The 16,176-nt window shown below is 67.2% G+C and carries 13 protein-coding genes; 10 read left to right on the top strand and 3 right to left on the bottom strand.

Features of this window, described 5'->3' with window-relative positions:
• Positions 1-13 precede the first annotated feature (13 nt).
• Together gatA and gatC are read right to left on the bottom strand one after the other, a co-directional pair.
• A complete protein-coding gene (gene gatA, locus C722_RS0120910) occupies positions 14-1,465 on the bottom strand; it encodes an Asp-tRNA(Asn)/Glu-tRNA(Gln) amidotransferase subunit GatA (protein ID WP_017642386.1) in 1,452 nt (483 codons plus the stop codon).
• 8 nt (positions 1,466-1,473) lie between these two features.
• On the bottom strand, positions 1,474-1,761 hold the full coding sequence (gene gatC, locus C722_RS0120905; RefSeq protein ID WP_017642385.1) for an Asp-tRNA(Asn)/Glu-tRNA(Gln) amidotransferase subunit GatC: 288 nt from the start codon (positions 1,759-1,761) through the stop codon (positions 1,474-1,476).
• 232 nt (positions 1,762-1,993) lie between these two features.
• Here gatC and mreB point away from each other — a divergent pair, with 232 nt between their 5' ends.
• The 8 genes from mreB to tldD all read left to right on the top strand — a co-directional run bounded on the left by mreB (position 1,994) and on the right by tldD (position 13,301).
• The gene (gene mreB / locus C722_RS0120900; protein WP_007159533.1) at positions 1,994-3,031 is read left to right on the top strand and encodes a rod shape-determining protein MreB; all 1,038 of its coding nucleotides are present in this window, start codon (positions 1,994-1,996) and stop codon (positions 3,029-3,031) included.
• Positions 3,032-3,118: 87 nt separating this feature from the next.
• Positions 3,119-4,327: a rod shape-determining protein MreC gene (gene mreC / locus C722_RS0120895; RefSeq protein ID WP_085984317.1), complete on the top strand. Its 1,209-nt coding sequence runs from the start codon at positions 3,119-3,121 to the stop codon at positions 4,325-4,327.
• A complete protein-coding gene (gene mreD, locus C722_RS0120890) occupies positions 4,327-4,815 on the top strand; it encodes a rod shape-determining protein MreD (protein WP_017642382.1) in 489 nt (162 codons plus the stop codon). The genes mreC and mreD overlap by 1 nt, the downstream gene beginning before the upstream one ends.
• Positions 4,816-4,878: 63 nt before the next feature.
• On the top strand, positions 4,879-5,481 hold the full coding sequence (locus C722_RS0120885) for a nucleoside triphosphate pyrophosphatase (protein WP_017642381.1): 603 nt from the start codon (positions 4,879-4,881) through the stop codon (positions 5,479-5,481).
• A gap of 61 nt (positions 5,482-5,542) precedes the next feature.
• Complete coding sequence (gene rng, locus C722_RS0120880; protein ID WP_017642380.1) at positions 5,543-6,997, top strand: ribonuclease G; 1,455 nt, start codon at positions 5,543-5,545, stop codon at positions 6,995-6,997.
• Positions 6,998-7,009: 12 nt separating this feature from the next.
• The gene (locus tag C722_RS0120875; protein WP_037064444.1) at positions 7,010-10,846 is read left to right on the top strand and encodes a YhdP family protein; all 3,837 of its coding nucleotides are present in this window, start codon (positions 7,010-7,012) and stop codon (positions 10,844-10,846) included.
• Between the two features lie 58 nt (positions 10,847-10,904).
• A complete protein-coding gene (locus C722_RS0120870; protein WP_017642378.1) occupies positions 10,905-11,744 on the top strand; it encodes a carbon-nitrogen hydrolase family protein in 840 nt (279 codons plus the stop codon).
• 111 nt (positions 11,745-11,855) lie between these two features.
• Positions 11,856-13,301, top strand: a complete 1,446-nt coding sequence (gene tldD, locus C722_RS0120865; RefSeq protein WP_017642377.1) for a metalloprotease TldD — start codon at positions 11,856-11,858, stop codon at positions 13,299-13,301.
• Between the two features lie 35 nt (positions 13,302-13,336).
• Here tldD and yjgA read toward each other — a convergent pair whose 3' ends face one another.
• Positions 13,337-13,861, bottom strand: a complete 525-nt coding sequence (yjgA, locus tag C722_RS0120860) for a ribosome biogenesis factor YjgA (protein WP_017642376.1) — start codon at positions 13,859-13,861, stop codon at positions 13,337-13,339.
• A 92-nt stretch (positions 13,862-13,953) separates the two neighbouring features.
• Between yjgA and pmbA the strand changes: the two genes are divergently transcribed.
• Together pmbA and C722_RS0120850 are read left to right on the top strand one after the other, a co-directional pair.
• Positions 13,954-15,303 (top strand): metalloprotease PmbA, encoded by a 1,350-nt coding sequence (gene pmbA, locus C722_RS0120855; RefSeq protein WP_017642375.1) that lies wholly within the window; start codon positions 13,954-13,956, stop codon positions 15,301-15,303.
• Between the two features lie 223 nt (positions 15,304-15,526).
• Positions 15,527-16,141 carry a superoxide dismutase gene (locus tag C722_RS0120850; protein WP_017642374.1) on the top strand — a complete coding sequence of 205 codons (615 nt, stop codon included), beginning with the start codon at positions 15,527-15,529 and terminating at the stop codon, positions 16,139-16,141.
• Positions 16,142-16,176: the final 35 nt, after the last annotated feature.

Below are 16,176 nucleotides of genomic sequence, written 5' to 3'. Positions count from 1 at the left end.
TCTCTATCCTTCCTCAGAAGCCGCTCGGCGCCTGGCGATGCCAGTCGCTGACCTGCTGGTACTGGTGGGCGACGTTGAGTAGCCGGCCTTCCTGGAAATAGTTGCCGAGCAGCTGCACGCCCACCGGCAGGCCGTCGACGAAGCCGGCCGGCATCGACAGGCCGGGGATGCCGGCGAGGTTGGCGGCGATGGTGTAGAGGTCTTCGAGGTAGGCGGAGACCGGATCGTTGCTCTTCTCGCCGAGTTTCCAGGCCAGGTTCGGCGTGGTCGGGCCGAGGATGACGTCGACCTCGGCGAAAGCCGCGACGAAGTCGTTCTTGATCAGCCGGCGGATGCGCTGGGCCTTGAGGTAGTAGGCGTCGTAGTAGCCGGCCGACAGGGCATAGGTGCCGACCATGATGCGCCGCTTCACCTCGGCGCCGAAGCCTTCACCACGGGACCTCTTGTAGAGATCCTCCAGGTTGACCGGGTTCTCGCAGCGATAGCCGAAGCGCACACCGTCGAAGCGCGACAGGTTGGAGCTGGCCTCGGCCGGGGCGATGACGTAGTAGGCCGGAATCGCGTGCTGCAGCGTGGGCAGGGAGATGTCCTTGACGGTGGCGCCGAGCTTTTTCAGCGCCTCGACCACGGCCAGCACCTTGTCACCGATGCGGGCATCCAGCCCGGCGCCGAAGTATTCCCGCGGCAGGCCGATGCGCAGGCCGGTCAGCGGCTGCTGCAGGGCGGCGCGGTAGTCGTCCACCGGCTGGTCGACGCTGGTGGAGTCCTTGGGATCGAAGCCGGCCATGGCCTGCAGCAGCAGGGCGCAATCCTCGGCGGTGCGGGCCAGGGGGCCGCCCTGGTCGAGGCTGGAGGCGTAGGCGATCATGCCCCAGCGCGAGACGCGGCCATAGGTGGGCTTGATGCCGGTGAGGTTGGTCAGGGCCGCCGGTTGGCGGATCGAGCCGCCGGTGTCGGTGCCGGTGGCAGCGGGCAGCAGGCGCGCGGCCACGGCCGCGGCGGAACCGCCGGAGGAGCCACCCGGGACGCGGGTGAGGTCCCAGGGATTCTTCACCGGGCCGTAGTGGCTGGATTCGTTGGCCGAACCCATGGCGAATTCGTCCATATTCAGCTTTCCGAGGGAAACGGTACCGGCCGCGGCCAGCCGCTCCACCACGGTGGCGTCATAGGGCGCCTTGAAGCCGGTGAGGATCTTCGAGCCGCAGCTGGTGAGCACCCCCTGAGTGCAGAACAGATCCTTGTGGGCGAGGGGCGCACCGAGCAGGGAGCCGGTCTCGCCCGCGGCGCGGCGGGCGTCGGCGGCGCGGGCCTGGGCCAGGGCCGCATCGGCGGTCACGGTGATGAAGCTGTTGAGCTGGGGATCGAGCTGCTCGATCCGCTGCAGCAGGCCGCGGGTCAATTCCTCGGCGGAAAAATCCTTCGCGGCCAGGGCGGCGGCGATCTCGGTCAGGGTCAGCTGATGCATGTCGTGTCTCACTCGATCACCTTGGGGACCAGGTACAGGCCGGCTTCCACCGCCGGGGCGATGGCCTGGTAGGCCGCGCGCCGGTCGCCTTCGGTGGCCTGGTCGGGGCGCAGCCGCTGGGTGGCTTCCAGCGGGTGGGCGAGGGGATCGATACCCGTGGTGTCCACGGCCTGCATCTGGTCGACGAGGCCGAGGATGTCGTTGAGGGTAGCGGTGGTAGCGGCGAGATCCGCTTCATCGAGACCCAGGCGGGCCAGGTGAGCGATCTTTTCGACGTCGGTGCGTTCGAGCGCCATCGGCTTCTCCAAGCAGGAAGGCGGCGTGACCCGGTTGGCGGCCGCGTATGCTGGAGACGGGCTAGGCGGGTCGGGCGCCGCGTTGAACAGGGGCTTAACGGCCCGGAAAAGCTCTCAATCTAGCATATCGGCGCCTTGCCCTAAATCCCTGCGATTGTTAGAGTCTGCCGCACTTTTTTACCCGCACGTTTGTCCTGTCGCGTGCCTGCTTGTCACCGCCTAGGGTCACCTCATGTTCAAGAAATTGCGTGGCATGTTCTCCAGCGATCTGTCGATCGACCTGGGAACCGCCAACACCCTGATTTATGTCCGCGAGCGTGGCATCGTGCTCAACGAGCCGTCCGTCGTCGCCATTCGTACCCATGGCAACCAGAAGAGCGTCGTCGCCGTCGGTACTGACGCCAAGCGCATGCTCGGTCGGACGCCGGGCAACATTTCCGCCATTCGCCCGATGAAGGACGGTGTCATCGCCGACTTCAGCGTCTGCGAAAAGATGTTGCAATACTTCATCAACAAGGTGCACGAGAACAGCTTCCTGCAGCCCAGTCCGCGGGTGCTGATCTGTGTGCCCTGCAAGTCGACCCAGGTCGAGCGTCGCGCCATTCGCGAATCCGCGCTGGGCGCCGGTGCCCGCGAGGTGTTCCTGATCGAGGAGCCCATGGCCGCAGCCATCGGCGCCGGTCTGCCGGTCGAGGAAGCCCATGGTTCCATGGTCGTCGACATCGGTGGCGGCACCACCGAGATCGCGCTGATCTCGTTGAACGGCGTGGTCTATGCCGAATCCGTCCGCGTCGGCGGTGATCGCTTCGACGAAGCCATCGTCACCTACGTGCGTCGCAACTACGGCAGCCTGATCGGCGAATCCACCGCCGAGCGCATCAAGCAGGAAATCGGCACCGCCTATCCGGGCGGCGAGGTCCGCGAGATCGACGTCCGTGGCCGCAACCTGGCCGAAGGCGTACCGCGCAGCTTCACCCTCAATTCCAACGAGGTGCTCGAAGCCATGCAGGAATCCCTGGCGACCATCGTCCAGGCGGTCAAGAGCTGCCTAGAGCAGTCGCCGCCGGAACTGGCCTCCGACATCGCCGAGCGCGGCCTGGTGCTGACCGGTGGTGGCGCCCTGCTGCGCGATCTGGACAAGCTGCTGTCGCTGGAAACCGGGCTGCCGGTGATCGTCGCCGAAGACCCGCTGACCTGCGTGGCTCGTGGCGGCGGCAAGGCGCTGGACATGATGGATCGCCACGCCATGGACCTGCTGTCCACCGAATAAGGCAGTTCCAGGCTACAGGCCCCGCTCCGGCTGCCCCTGGCGGCCGGAGCGCTGGGCGCGTTCTGCGAGGAACTCACCATCAAGCCGATTTTCAGCAAAAGCCCGGCGCTGGGCATTCGTCTGCTGATCCTGGCCGCCCTTTCGGTGGGTGTCATGGTCACCGACGCGCGCTTCGACTACCTGAAACCGGTACGCAGCGAACTGGCGCTGGTCCTCTCGCCCCTCTATGAGGTGGCGGGCTTTCCCCTGCGCGCCTGGGAAGGCGTCAGCGATCAGTTTTCCAGCCGCACCGAGCTTATGGCGGAAAACGAGCGTCTCAAGGCCGAACAGCTGCTGCTGCAACGCCGCCTGCAGAAACTCGCCGCCCTCACCGAACAGAACGTGCGCTTGCGCGAACTGCTCAATTCGGCCGCCCTGGTGGATGACAAGGTGCTGGTCGGTGAACTGATCGGTGTCGACCCCAATCCCTATACCCATCGCATCATCATCGACAAGGGCGCGAAGGACGGCGTCTTCGTCGGCCAGCCGGTGCTCGACGCCAGCGGCCTGATGGGCCAGGTGGTGGAAGTGATGCCCTATTCGGCGCGCGTCCTGCTGCTCACCGACGTGACCCACAGCATTCCGGTGCAGGTCAATCGCAACGGCCTGCGCGCCATTGCCGTCGGCACCGGCAACCCCGAGCGCCTGGAACTGCGCTATGTGGCCGACACCGCCGACATCAAGGAAGGCGATCTGCTGGTGAGCTCCGGCCTGGGGCAGCGCTTCCCGGCCGGCTATCCGGTGGCCACGGTATCCAAGGTGATCCACGATTCGGGGCAACCCTTCGCCGTGGTGCGCGCCATTCCCACCGCCAAGCTCAATCGCAGTCGCTACATGCTGCTGGTGTTCAGCGATACCCGAACTCCCGAGCAGCGCGCCAATGACGCTGCCGAGGCGCAGGAAGCCGCGGATCGCCACGCGGCCCAGCGTCCGGCCGCCCCGGCGAATCCGCCCCCGGCCGGGGCCTCTGCCGCGCAACCGGCGGCAGCCAGCGCCACGCCGGCGCCCGCGGCCACCACGGGCAGTCGCACCGCGACCCCCACCAAGCCGCCGGCAGCGGCCCAGGGCAGTAGCGCTACTCATCCCGCCACGCCGACCAAGCCTCCGGCGAACGCCAACGGCAGCACCGCTCATCCGGCCACCAAGCCACCCGTCCACGGGGCGACTGGTACCCCTGGGCAGCCGACGGCCAGCAGTCAGGCGCCAAGCCGCACTCAGCAACCCGCACCGGAACTGCCGGACGAGGGTGATCGTTGATGGCGCTGCGCATCGGCCACAAGGGGTGGGTAATCTGGCTCACCCTGCTGGTCGGCTTGCTGCTGTCCGTCGCGCCCATGCCGGAATTCATGGAGATCGGCCGCCCGCTGTGGCTGGCCATGCTGCTGACCTTCTGGACCCTGACCCTGCCGCATCGCGTCGGTCTGTTCACCGCCTGGGTGATGGGCATCGCCGAAGACGTGCTCTATGGCAACCTGCTGGGCCAGACCGCCCTGGTGCTGAGTCTGGTGGTGTTCCTCGTCCGCTCCCTGGCGCAGCGATTGCGCGCCTTTCCCATCTGGCAACAGAGCTTCGTGCTGCTGGTGATCTACGGCATCGCCCAGCTGCTGGCACTGTGGCTCAACGCCCTGGCCGGCAGCCGACCTCCGACCCTGGTGTTTCTCACTCCCTCGCTGGTCAGCGCGCTGCTCTGGCCATGGATCTATCTATTGCTCCGCGGGCTGCGCCTCAGATTCGGCGTCAACTGAACTGGTTTCGCGGGTCCCGGACTGGCATGCTCCCGTCATCTTCCTGTCGTCTGGTCGTCGTCGATGCCCCAGCTCTACCTTGCCTCCGCTTCGCCTCGTCGCGCCGAACTGCTCGAACAGATCGGCGTCGCCTTTCAGAAGGTCGCTGCGGCGGTGGACGAAACCCCCCATCCCGGCGAGGCGGCGGACGCCTATGTCGAGCGCCTGGCGCGGGCCAAGGCGGCGATGGGCTGGCAGGTGCTGGCCGGTGCCTCCGCCGGCTGCGTGCTGGGCGCCGACACCTGCGTGGTGCTCGATGACCAGCTGCTCGGCAAGCCCCGGGATCGCGCCGACGCCCTGGCCATGCTCGCCGCCCTCAGCGGGCGCCGACACCGGGTGGTGACCGGCGTCGCCGTCGCCGATGGCGAGCGCTGCCTGAGTCGCGTCGTATCCGCCGAGGTGGAATTCCGCCCCCTGGCGCCCGGGGAGGCCGAACGCTACTGGGACACCGGCGAGCCGGCCGACAAGGCTGGCAGCTACGCCATCCAGGGCGCCGGCGCGGTCTTCGTGCGTGGCCTGCAGGGTAGCTACAGCGCCGTCGTAGGGCTGCCGCTGTGCGAAACCGCGGAACTGCTGAGCGCTTTCGCCATCCCTTGTTGGCGGTCTGTCGGACGGCCGACCATCTAGTCCTGAGGCGCCTGGCGCCTTGGTCCCCTTTCTGCCCTTCCACGTCGTCCAAGAGTCCTCCATGAGCGAAGAGATCCTCATCAACATCACTCCCATGGAGTCCCGTGTCGCCGTCGTGGAAAACGGTGTGCTGCAGGAGGTGCACGTCGAGCGCACCCTGAGACGCGGCATCGTCGGCAACATCTATCGCGGCCGGGTGGTGCGGGTGCTGCCGGGCATGCAAGCGGCCTTCGTCGACATCGGCCTGGCCCGCGCGGCCTTCATCCATGCCGCCGAGATCTCCCAGCGCGAAGGCGCGGCGGTAGAGAGCATCAATGCCCTGGTGCGCGAGGGCCAGACCCTGGTGGTCCAGGTCACCAAGGATCCCATCGGTACCAAGGGCGCGCGCCTCACCACCCATCTGTCCATCCCCTCGCGCTACCTCGTCTATATGCCACGCACCTCCCACGTTGGTATCTCGCTGAAGATCGAGGACGAAGCCGAGCGCGAGCGGCTCAAGGCGATCATGGCGCGCTGCGTGGAGAGCGAGGGCATCGAGCACGAAGGCGGCTTCATCCTGCGCACCGCCGCCGAGGCGGCGCGCGAAGAAGACATCCTGGCCGATATCCGCTATCTGCGGCGGCTCTGGCAGCAGATCTCCGGCAACCTCCAGGGGCCGACGCCGGTGCCCATCTACGAAGACCTGACCCTGGCCCTGCGCGCCCTGCGCGATCTGGTCGGGCCGCGCACGGAAAAGATCCGCGTCGACAGCCGCGAGAATTTCCAGCGCATCGGCCAGTTCGTCGAGGAGCTGATGCCCGAGGTGGCGACGCGGCTGGAGCACTATCCGGGCGAACGGCCGATCTTCGACCTCTATGGCGTGGAAGACGAGATCCAGAAGGCCCTGGAGCGCAAGGTACTGCTCAAGTCCGGTGGCTATCTGGTGATCGATCCCACCGAGGCGATGACCACCATCGACGTCAATACCGGCGCCTTCGTCGGTCATCGCAATCTGGAAGAGACCATCTTCAAGACCAATCTGGAGGCGGCCACCGCCATCGCTCGCCAACTGCGGCTGCGTAATCTCGGTGGCATCATCATCATCGATTTCATCGACATGGAAGACGAAGAGCACCAGCGCCAGGTGATCCGCACCCTGGAAAAGCAGCTCGAACGCGACCATGCCAAGACCAACATCATCGGCATCACCGAGCTGGGTCTCCTGCAGATGACCCGCAAGCGCACCCGCGAGAGCCTTTCCCAGGTGCTCTGCGAGCCCTGCGCCAACTGCCAGGGGCGCGGCATTCTGCGTACCGCCGAGACCATCTGCTACGAGATCTTTCGTGAAATCCTGCGCGAGGCGCGGGCCTACCAGGCCAATTCCTATCTGGTGCTGGCCAACCAGAAGGTGGTGGATCGGCTGCTGGACGAGGAGTCGGGCAACGTCGCCGATCTCGAAGCCTTCATCGGCCGTACCGTCAAATTCCAGGTGGAGACCATGTATTCCCAGGAGCAGTACGATGTCGTGCTGCTCTAGGTCCGCGCCTTGATGGCCCTGTTCAAGCGCGGCGCGCTGGGTCTGGCGCTGCTGCTGCTCGCCCTGGTGACCCTCTATATGGGCCTGGGGCGGCTGCTCATGCCCTGGGTCGGCGAATACCGCAACGAAGTCGAGACGCGCGCCGCCGCTGCCCTGGGCGAACCGGTGCGCCTGGGGCGACTCGAGGGGCGCTGGGCCCGCTGGAATCCGGTGCTGATCCTGCGCGACCTGAGTCTCGGACGCGGCGAAGGTACGGTGCAGCTGGATCATCTCAAGGTGGTGCCGGATGTCCTTGGCAGCCTCTGGCATCGCCAGCTGCGGCTCAAGTCCGTGCAGATCGACGGGGTCCATCTGGTGCTGGAGGAGGATGCCCAGGGGCACTGGCAACTGCGCGGCCTGCCGCCGCGCGCGCCGGATGCCAAGCCCTTCGATCCGGGTCCCGTGCTCGATGGCCTGGCGCGGCTGGGCCATGCCAGTCTGCTGGACAGTCAGCTCAGTCTGATCCCCCAGCAGGGTTCCCCGGTGACCCTGAGGTATGCCGAGGCTAGCCTGTCCCGGCAGCTCAGCGGCGCCCTGGAATTGGCAACGCGTTTCCGCCTGCCCGATGGCGGCACGGTCGCGGCGCACTTCAGCGCCATGCCACGTCCCGAGGACTGGCGCGCCAGTGGGCTGGAAGGCTATGTCAGTTTGCCCGCCAGCGACTGGTCCCGCTGGGTCCCGGGCACCCTGACCCGACAATGGCAATTGCGCCGTGCCCAGGCGGAAGGCGAGCTCTGGTTCGCCTGGGCCGAAGGGCGGTTGCAACGTTCCCACCTGCGCCTGAAGGCGGATGAACTGACCCTCGCCTATGCCGACCATACCCCGGTGCGACTGCAGGCCCTGACCCTGGACGCCGACCAGCAGGCCGGCGACGCCAACCGGTACAACGGGGCTCTGGCGCTCAAGACCCAGCTCGACGGCAAACCGCTGGAGGCGCGCTATGGTCTGGGCTATGACAGCACCGCCCAGCACCTGCAGGTCCGTGGCGACCAGTTGGATCTCAAGCAGGCTGCCCGGCTGGCCCGGGACCTGGCACCCTTGCCGGCGCCGGTGGTCCAGGCGCTCCAGGCGCTGGCGCCCCATGGCCAGCTGCGCAATCTCAACGCCGACTTCTATCCGCAGAAACCACTGCGCGAGCGGCTCTCCTATGCGGCCAACCTGGAGCGGGTGGGCTTTGCCGCCTATCGTGGCGCCCCGGCCGCCGAGGGCGTCACCGGCAGCCTGAGCGGCAGCCTGGGCGGTGGCGAATTGCGCCTGGACAGCTCCGACTTCATGCTGCACCTGAGCGATCTCTTCCCTGAGCCCTGGCGCTATCGCACCGCCAAGGCGCGGCTGACCTGGAGTCTCGACGACCAGCGTTTCACCCTGGGCAGTGCCTTGATGCAGGTCACCGGGCCGGAGGGCGCGGCCAGTGGCGACATGCACATCCAGCTTGGCCTGCATCCGGAGGTGGACAGCTACATGGACCTGCGCGTCGGCCTCAAGGATGGCGACGCCAGCTACACCCGCAAGTACCTGCCGACCAAGCTGCCGGCCACGGATTTCAGCCCGGAGCTGGCCCAGTGGCTGACCACCGCCATCGTCGGCGGCCGCATCGACGAGGCCATCTACCAGTACCAGGGCTCCCTGCGCCACGGCTCGCCCGCGCACTCGCGCACCATGAGTCTGTTCTTCCGCGTGCACGACGCCCAGCTGGCCTATCAGCCCGGCTGGCCCGCTCTGCGCGAGGCGCGTGGCGATGTCTTCATCGAAAGCGACGGGGTCAAGGTCCAGGTCCCCGAGGGACGCATTCTCGACACCCGGGTCAGAGACGTTGAGGCGCGCATCCCGCTGCTGCACGATGGCAGCACGCCGCATCTGCGTCTCTCCGCCCGACTCGACAGCAGCGTGCGCGATGGCCTGAAGATCCTCCAGGATACGCCGCTGCCGACCGCCAAGGTCTTTGCCGGCTGGAAGGGCGAGGGTGCGCTGAACAACAGCAGCCTGAATCTGGACATCCCCCTGGCCAAGGGGCAGCCACCGGTGGTGGTGGTCGAGCTGACGCCGGACAAGGCGCGCCTGGAACTGGCCGATCCCCAACTGACCCTCACCGACCTGCGCGGCAGCTTTCGCTACGACACCCGCAGCGGCCTCAGCGCCCCCGACATCCAGGCGCGGGTCTTCGACCAGCCCATCCGCGGGCAGGCCCTGGCCGAGGGCAAGCCCGACGATCCCCGCACCCGGCTGGTGGTGGACGGCCGCGTCGACGTCGACCAGCTGGCGCGTTGGCTGGGTAGCGAAGGGCGACCCCTTCCGGCGCGTGGCCTGCTCGGTTATCGCCTCGGCCTGACCCTTGCCGAGCACAGCGAACTGGCCGTCACCTCGGATCTGCGCGGGGTAACCATCGATCTGCCGGCACCCTTCGGCAAGAGCGCCGAGGAGACGCGCGAAGGCTTCTTCAGCCTGGCGCTCAACGATGGCGAGCGCCGGGTGGAGGCGACCTACAAGGGCCTCGCCGATGCCGTGCTGATGCTCGATCCCAAGGCCATCGCCAAGGGCCGCGGCGAGATCGTGCTGGGGGGCGGCACCGCCAATTTGCCCACTGCCCCCGGCTACAACCTGCGCGGGCAACTGGCGGAATTCGATCTGGCCGCCTGGCAGGACGTCTACCAGCGCTATGGCAAGGCCAGTGCCGGTGGCGGTGGTAGCGCAGGGCAGGGCGGTGGCAATACCCTGGACATCTCCAGCCTCGGGCGGGGTGATCTCAGCTTCGGGCGCTTCCTGGCCTTCGGTCAGCAGATCGACAACCTGCGCCTCACCTACGAACCCCTGGGTACTGCCTGGCAACTCGGCCTGGCCAGCCAGACCATCGCGGGCCAGGTGCGCATTCCCCGCCAGACCGGGCAGCCGATCGACATCAATCTGCAACACCTGCGCATTCCCCAGACGCCGGCGGATCCCTCGGTGGCAAGCGAGGCGCCACGTCCCGATCCCTTGGCCGACGTCGATCCGCGCGCCCTGCCAGCGCTGAATCTGGCCATCGATCGTCTGGAACTGGGTGGTCGCCTGGTCGGCGCCCAGCGCCTGCAGCTCAGGCCTTCGCCGTCAGGCGCCAATTTCAATGCCCTGGATCTCGACCTGCGGGGCCTCAAGGTCATGGGCGCCCTGCGTTGGGAAGGCGCAGCGGGTGCGACCCACAGCTACTACCAGGGACGTCTGTCTGGCGGCAACATCGCCGACATCCTGCTGGGCTGGAATTTCGCCTCCAGCGTCACCAGTCGTGATTTCCGCCTGGATGCCCGGGTCGACTGGCCTGGCTCGCCGGCCCATGTCGCCCTGGCCCGACTCAATGGCAGTCTCGATGCCCGCTTCAACGATGGCCAGCTGCGCCAGGTGGAAGGCACGGCTTCGGCGCTACGCATCTTCGGCCTGCTCAACTTCGAGTCCATCCGCCGCCGCCTGCGCCTGGACTTCTCCGATCTGTTCGGCAAGGGCCTAAGCTACGACAGCATCACCGGCGTGCTCGACGCCCAGCAGGGCGCCTTCCGCACCCGCAAGCCCATCAGCCTCAGCGGGCCGGGTGCCGAGATGAGTCTGCAGGGCCTGCTGGACATGGCCAGCAACCGGGTCGACGCCAACCTCAAGGTCGGGCTGCCGGTCAGCAACTCCCTGCCGCTGGCCGCCCTGATCGCCGGGGCACCCGCCATCGGTGGCGCGCTGTTCATCGTCGATCGACTGATCGGCGATCGCATCACGCGCATGGCCAGCATCAACTATCACATCGAAGGCCCCTGGCAGAATCCGACCATGACCACGGGCAAGCGCGATTGAGCATTGCCCTGCGGTCGCCCCGCTGCTTAGGATGGACGCTCCCTTCTGGAGTGCCTGCATGTCCATAGCCATCCTGCAGATGGTCAGCGGCCCCGCGGTGGCGGCCAATCTGCGCGCTGCCGAGCGACTGCTCGAACGCGCCGCCAACGCCGGTGCGCAACTGGCGGTGCTGCCGGAAAACTTCGTCGCCATCGGCCATTCGGCTCCCGCCGAACTGGCCCGAGCGGAGGCGCTCGGCGAGGGCGAGATCCTGCCCTGGCTGTCCAGCCAGGCGCGTGAACGAGGCCTCTGGCTGCTCGCCGGCACCCTGCCGCTGTTGCCCGACGGTGCCACTGAGGGCAAGCCCTGTGCCTGCTCGCTGCTGTATGACGACCGAGGGCAGCGCATCGCCCGCTACGACAAGTTGCACCTCTTCGATGCCGACGTCAGCGACAGCCAGGGCAGCTATCGCGAATCCGATCACTATGCCGCCGGCGAAGCCCTCACGGTGGTGGACACCCCGGTCGGTCGCCTGGGCCTGAGCGTCTGCTACGACCTGCGCTTTCCCGAACTCTACGGCGCCCTGCGTGCCGCCGGGGCGGAGCTGATCAGCGCGCCTTCGGCCTTTACCGTGCCCACCGGCCAGGCCCATTGGGAGCTGCTGCTGCGTGCCCGGGCGGTGGAGACCCAGAGCTATCTGCTGGGTGCTGCCCAGGGCGGCGTCCATGCCAATGGCCGCACGACCTGGGGCCACGCCATGGCAGTGGACCCCTGGGGCGAGATCCTGGCCGTCCAGGCCAGCGGCGAGGCGGTGTTGCTCATCGAACGCGATGCCGAGCGCCAGGCCGAGTTGCGGCGGCGGATGCCCGTTACCCAGCACCGCCGCTTCGCACCGGCGCGCCTGGCCGAACGGCAATGACGGCCATTGGTCTTTTGCATCAGGGACCCGAGACGTCCGCGAGTAGGCTAGAGGCCAGCTCGCGACCCCTTCATCGTTCCGGCGCCCCTGTTGGCGTCGTCTGGAGTTTCCATGAGTGATTACCTGAATAGCGTCGGCTCGGCCCTGCTGGGCCCCGGCGGACTCGCGGTGGACGATCTGCAACCCGTGCTGCAGCGTCTGGCCGGGCCCGGCATCGACGCCGCCGACCTGTATTTCCAGAGCATCGTCTCCGAGTCCTGGCTGCTGGAAGACGGCATCGTCAAGGAAGGCGGCTTCCACCTCGACCAGGGCGTCGGGGTGCGGGCGCTGTCCGGCGAGAAGACCGGCTTCGCCTACAGCAACGCCATTACCGGCGAGGCCTTGGATCTGGCCGCCCAAGCCGCGCGTTCCATCTCCCGCAGCGGCGTCGAGGGCCAGGTCCAGGCATTTCGTGCGGTAGAACCCGCACAGCGCCTCTATGGCCAGGACAATCCCCTCGATGTGCTGGATCGCGCCACCAAGGTCACCTTCCTGAAGCAGCTGGACGAGGCCACCCGTGCCCTGGATCCGCGCATCCAGCAGGTCACCATCAGCCTGGCCGGGGTCTGGGAGCGCACTCTGGTGGCCGCGGTCGACGGCACCCTCGCTGCCGATGTGCGCCCGTTGGTGCGCCTGGGCGTCAGCGTCATCGTCGAGCAGAACGGCCGCCGCGAGCGCGGCAACAGCGGTGGTGGTGGTCGCTGCGACTATCGTTACTTCCAGCGTGACGACCGCGCCCTGGGCTATGCCCGCGAAGCGGTCCGCCAGGCGCTGGTCAATCTGGAGGCCACGGCGGCCCCGGCCGGTACCCTGCCGGTGGTGCTGGGCGCCGGCTGGTCCGGCGTGCTGCTGCATGAAGCGGTCGGCCATGGCCTGGAAGGCGATTTCAACCGCAAGGGCAGCTCCAACTACAGCGGCCAGCTCGGGCGCCAGGTAGCCTCGTCGCTGTGCACCATCGTCGACGACGGCACCCTGCCGGATCGCCGTGGCTCCCTGTCCATCGACGACGAGGGCACGCCCAGCGGCTACAACGTGCTGATCGAGAACGGCATCCTCAAGGGCTACATGCAGGACAAGCTCAACGCCCGGCTGATGGGCGTGGCGCCCACCGGCAATGGTCGCCGCGAGTCCTATGCCCACCTGCCCATGCCGCGCATGACCAACACCTACATGCTCGCCGGCCAGAGCGATCCGGCCGAGATCATCGCCTCGGTGGAGAAGGGCATCTATTGCGCCAGCCTGGGTGGCGGTCAGGTGGACATTACCAGTGGCAAGTTCGTCTTCACCACCAACGAGGCCTACCTGATCGAGAACGGCAAGCTCGGTCGTCCGGTGAAGGGCGCCACCCTGATCGGCAACGGACCCGAGGTCATGAACCGGGTATCCATGGTCGGCAACGACCTGGCGCTGGATGCGGGGGTAGGGACCTGTGGCAAGGACGGCCAGTCACTGCCGGTGGGCGTGGGTCAGCCGACGCTGAAGATCGACGCCATCACCGTGGGCGGCACCGGCGCCTGATGCGGGCACCGGCCGTAGCCGTAGCGGACAGAAACCTAGCGCAGACCGCGCTGGGTTTCGTCGAGGGTGCGGATGTACTTGAAGACCTTGCGCGCCGCCGCGGGCGGCTTGTTGTGTGCCGCCTCGTGCTGGGCATGGCGCACCAGGCCGCGCAGATGCTGGCGATCGGTTTCCGGATACAGCGCCACGAAGGCCTCCAGCGCCTGGTCGCCCTCGGCGATCAAGCGGTCACGCCAGCGCTCCAGGGCGTGGAAGCGCTCGTTGTACTGCCGCGTCGAAGTGTCCATCTGGTCGGCCAGCGCCAGGATCGCTTCCAGGTCCTGGTCGCGCATCAGCTTGCCCAGGTACTGGACATGCCGTTTGCGCGCAATGTGGGTCTTGTGCTTGGGCGCCTCGGCCAGGGCCTTGCGCAGCGGATCGGTCAGCGGCAGGCGGTCCAGCTGCTCGGCCGGCAGCCCGGCCAGGCGCTCGCCCAGCTCCTGCAGCGCGTGCAGCTCGCGCTTGACCTGCGTCTTGCTCTTTTCGCCCAGCGGCGCGTCGTCGTCGTAAGAATCAACCATGAACTATGGGGTCCAGCTAAGAATGGGCGCCATCATAACGAGTTGCCGCACGGTTGTCCGGCCTGGCCGGCGCCGTCTGTAAGGAGAACGTCATGAATCGCAACGCCGCCGTGGGTCCCGCCGCGCTCCCCGAATTGCGCGAACAGGTCGAGGCCATCCTGGCCGAGGCCCGGCGCCAGGGCGCCAGTGCCGGTGAAGTGGCCGTCTCGGTCGACCAGGGCCTGTCCACCTCGGTCCGCAAGGGCGAGGTGGAAACGGTCGAATTCAATCGTGACCAGGGCTTCGGCATCACCCTCTATGCCGGTCAGCGCAAGGGCTCGGCCAGTACCTCCGCCACCGGCCCCGAGGCGATCCGCGAAACCGTGGCCGCGGCCCTGGCCATCGCCAAGCACACCTCGGAGGATCCCTGCGCGGGCCTGGCGGATGCCGAATTGATGGCACGCGGCGAGCTGCCCGATCTCGACCTCTATCATCCCTGGGACATTACTCCAGAGCAGGCCATTGAGCAGGCCCTGGCCTGTGAAGCGGCCGCCTATGCCGCCGACAGCCGCATCGGCAATGCCGACGGTACCACCCTCAATACCCACCAGAGCTGCCGGGTCTACGGCAACAGCCACGGTTTCGTCGGCGGCTACGCCAGCACCCGGCACAGCCTGAGCTGCGTGATGATCGCCGGCAGCGGCGAGGCCATGCAGCGCGACTACTACTACGACGTCAACCGCATCGGCAGCGAGCTGATGAGCGCCGAGGAGATCGGTCGCCGCGCCGCCGAGCGTGCCGTGAGTCGCCTGGGTGCCAGGCCGGTGCCCACCGCCAAGGTCCCGGTGCTGTTTTCCCCGGAAATGGCCGCCGGCCTGTTCGGCACCTTTCTCGCCGCCATTTCTGGTGGCAACCTCTATCGCAAGTCGTCCTTCCTCGAAGGCGCCCTGGGTCAGCAGGTGTTTCCCGACTGGCTGACCCTTGACGAGCGGCCGCACCTGCCGCGCGCCCTGGGCAGTGCCGCCTTCGATGGCGAAGGCCTGGCCACCTACGCCAAGCCCTTCGTCGAGAACGGCCAGCTGGTGTCCTATGTGCTCGGCAGCTATTCCGCGCGCAAGCTGGGCATGCAGAGCACCGCCAACGCCGGTGGCGTGCACAATCTCCACGTCAGTCATGGCACGGCCGACCAGGCCGAGCTGATCCGGCAGATGGGCACGGGCTTTCTGGTCACGGAAATGATGGGGCAGGGCACCAACCTGGTCACCGGCGACTACTCCCGAGGTGCCGGTGGCTTCTGGATCGAGAATGGCGAGATCCAGTTTCCGGTCCAGGAGGTCACCATCGCCGGTCGCCTCGGCGACATGTTCCGCCAGATCCTGGCCGTGGGCAGCGACGTGGAACGCCGCGGCAGTCTACGCACCGGCTCGGTGCTGATCGACGGCATGACCCTGGCGGGCAGCTAGAACTGCGGTTGGAGTTGTCGCGATGAGGAAAATCCCGTCGAACGGGAGACAGCCCACCCCGTTACTCGTTAGTATCCTAGCAATGCACTAGGACATAGCCGTGCGGTCGAATCCGTTGACCGGACGGCCCAGGCTTCACAGGATGCGCCCTCGCGCATCTGCCGTACTCCCCGGCGCCCTCGGGCGCTGGGTCCATACCAAAGCCACCATGGAGACAATCCGCATGCCGCATACTCTGCCTCAGCTGCCCTACGCCTACGACGCGCTGGAACCGCACGTCGATGCCCAGACCATGGAAATCCACCATACCAAGCATCACCAGACCTACATCAACAACCTGAACGCGGCGCTGGAAGGCACCGAGTTCGCCAACCTGTCGGCCGAAGACGTGGTTCGTCAACTGGACAAGCTGCCCCAGGACAAGCGCGGCGCCGTGCAGAACAACGGTGGCGGCCATGCCAACCACAGCCTGTTCTGGACCGTGATGGCCCCCAACGCCGGCGGCAAGCCCGAAGGCGCCCTGGCCGAAGCCATCGAGTCCCAGCTGGGTGGCTTCGATGCCTTCAAGGAAGCCTTCACCAAGGCGGCCCTGACCCGCTTCGGCAGCGGCTGGGCCTGGCTGAGCGTCACCCCCGAGAAGAAGCTGGTGGTCGAGAGCACCGGCAACCAGGACAGCCCGCTGATGACCGGCAATACCCCGATCCTCGGCCTGGACGTCTGGGAGCACGCCTACTACCTGCGCTACCAGAACCGTCGTCCCGACTACATCGGCGCCTTCTTCAACGTCATCAACTGGCCGGAAGTGTCCCGTCGCTACGAAGCGGCGCTGAACGCCTGAGTTGACGCCCCATAAAAAAGCCGCCCTCGGGCGGC

The organism is Pseudomonas sp. 313 (assembly GCF_000316965.1).
GTDB lineage: Bacteria > Pseudomonadota > Gammaproteobacteria > Pseudomonadales > Pseudomonadaceae > Chryseomonas > Chryseomonas benzopyrenica.
Note: the sequence above shows the minus strand (reverse complement) of the source record. Positions and strands in the feature narration are given on the sequence as shown.

Bases quoted from the DNA above. Each gene is read 5' to 3' on its own strand.
- rng (WP_017642380.1), top strand. From the start codon at position 5,543: ATGAGCGAAGAGATCCTCATCAACATCACTCCCATGGAGTCCCGTGTC.
- C722_RS0120885 (WP_017642381.1), top strand. From the start codon at position 4,879: ATGCCCCAGCTCTACCTTGCCTCCGCTTCGCCTCGTCGCGCCGAACTG.
- mreD (WP_017642382.1), top strand. From the start codon at position 4,327: ATGGCGCTGCGCATCGGCCACAAGGGGTGGGTAATCTGGCTCACCCTG.
- pmbA (WP_017642375.1), top strand. From the start codon at position 13,954: ATGAATCGCAACGCCGCCGTGGGTCCCGCCGCGCTCCCCGAATTGCGC.
- yjgA (WP_017642376.1), bottom strand. From the start codon at position 13,861: ATGGTTGATTCTTACGACGACGACGCGCCGCTGGGCGAAAAGAGCAAG.
- C722_RS0120870 (WP_017642378.1), top strand. From the start codon at position 10,905: ATGTCCATAGCCATCCTGCAGATGGTCAGCGGCCCCGCGGTGGCGGCC.
- C722_RS0120875 (WP_037064444.1), top strand. From the start codon at position 7,010: ATGGCCCTGTTCAAGCGCGGCGCGCTGGGTCTGGCGCTGCTGCTGCTC.
- gatA (WP_017642386.1), bottom strand. From the start codon at position 1,465: ATGCATCAGCTGACCCTGACCGAGATCGCCGCCGCCCTGGCCGCGAAG.
- tldD (WP_017642377.1), top strand. From the start codon at position 11,856: ATGAGTGATTACCTGAATAGCGTCGGCTCGGCCCTGCTGGGCCCCGGC.
- C722_RS0120850 (WP_017642374.1), top strand. From the start codon at position 15,527: ATGCCGCATACTCTGCCTCAGCTGCCCTACGCCTACGACGCGCTGGAA.
- gatC (WP_017642385.1), bottom strand. From the start codon at position 1,761: ATGGCGCTCGAACGCACCGACGTCGAAAAGATCGCTCACCTGGCCCGC.
- mreB (WP_007159533.1), top strand. From the start codon at position 1,994: ATGTTCAAGAAATTGCGTGGCATGTTCTCCAGCGATCTGTCGATCGAC.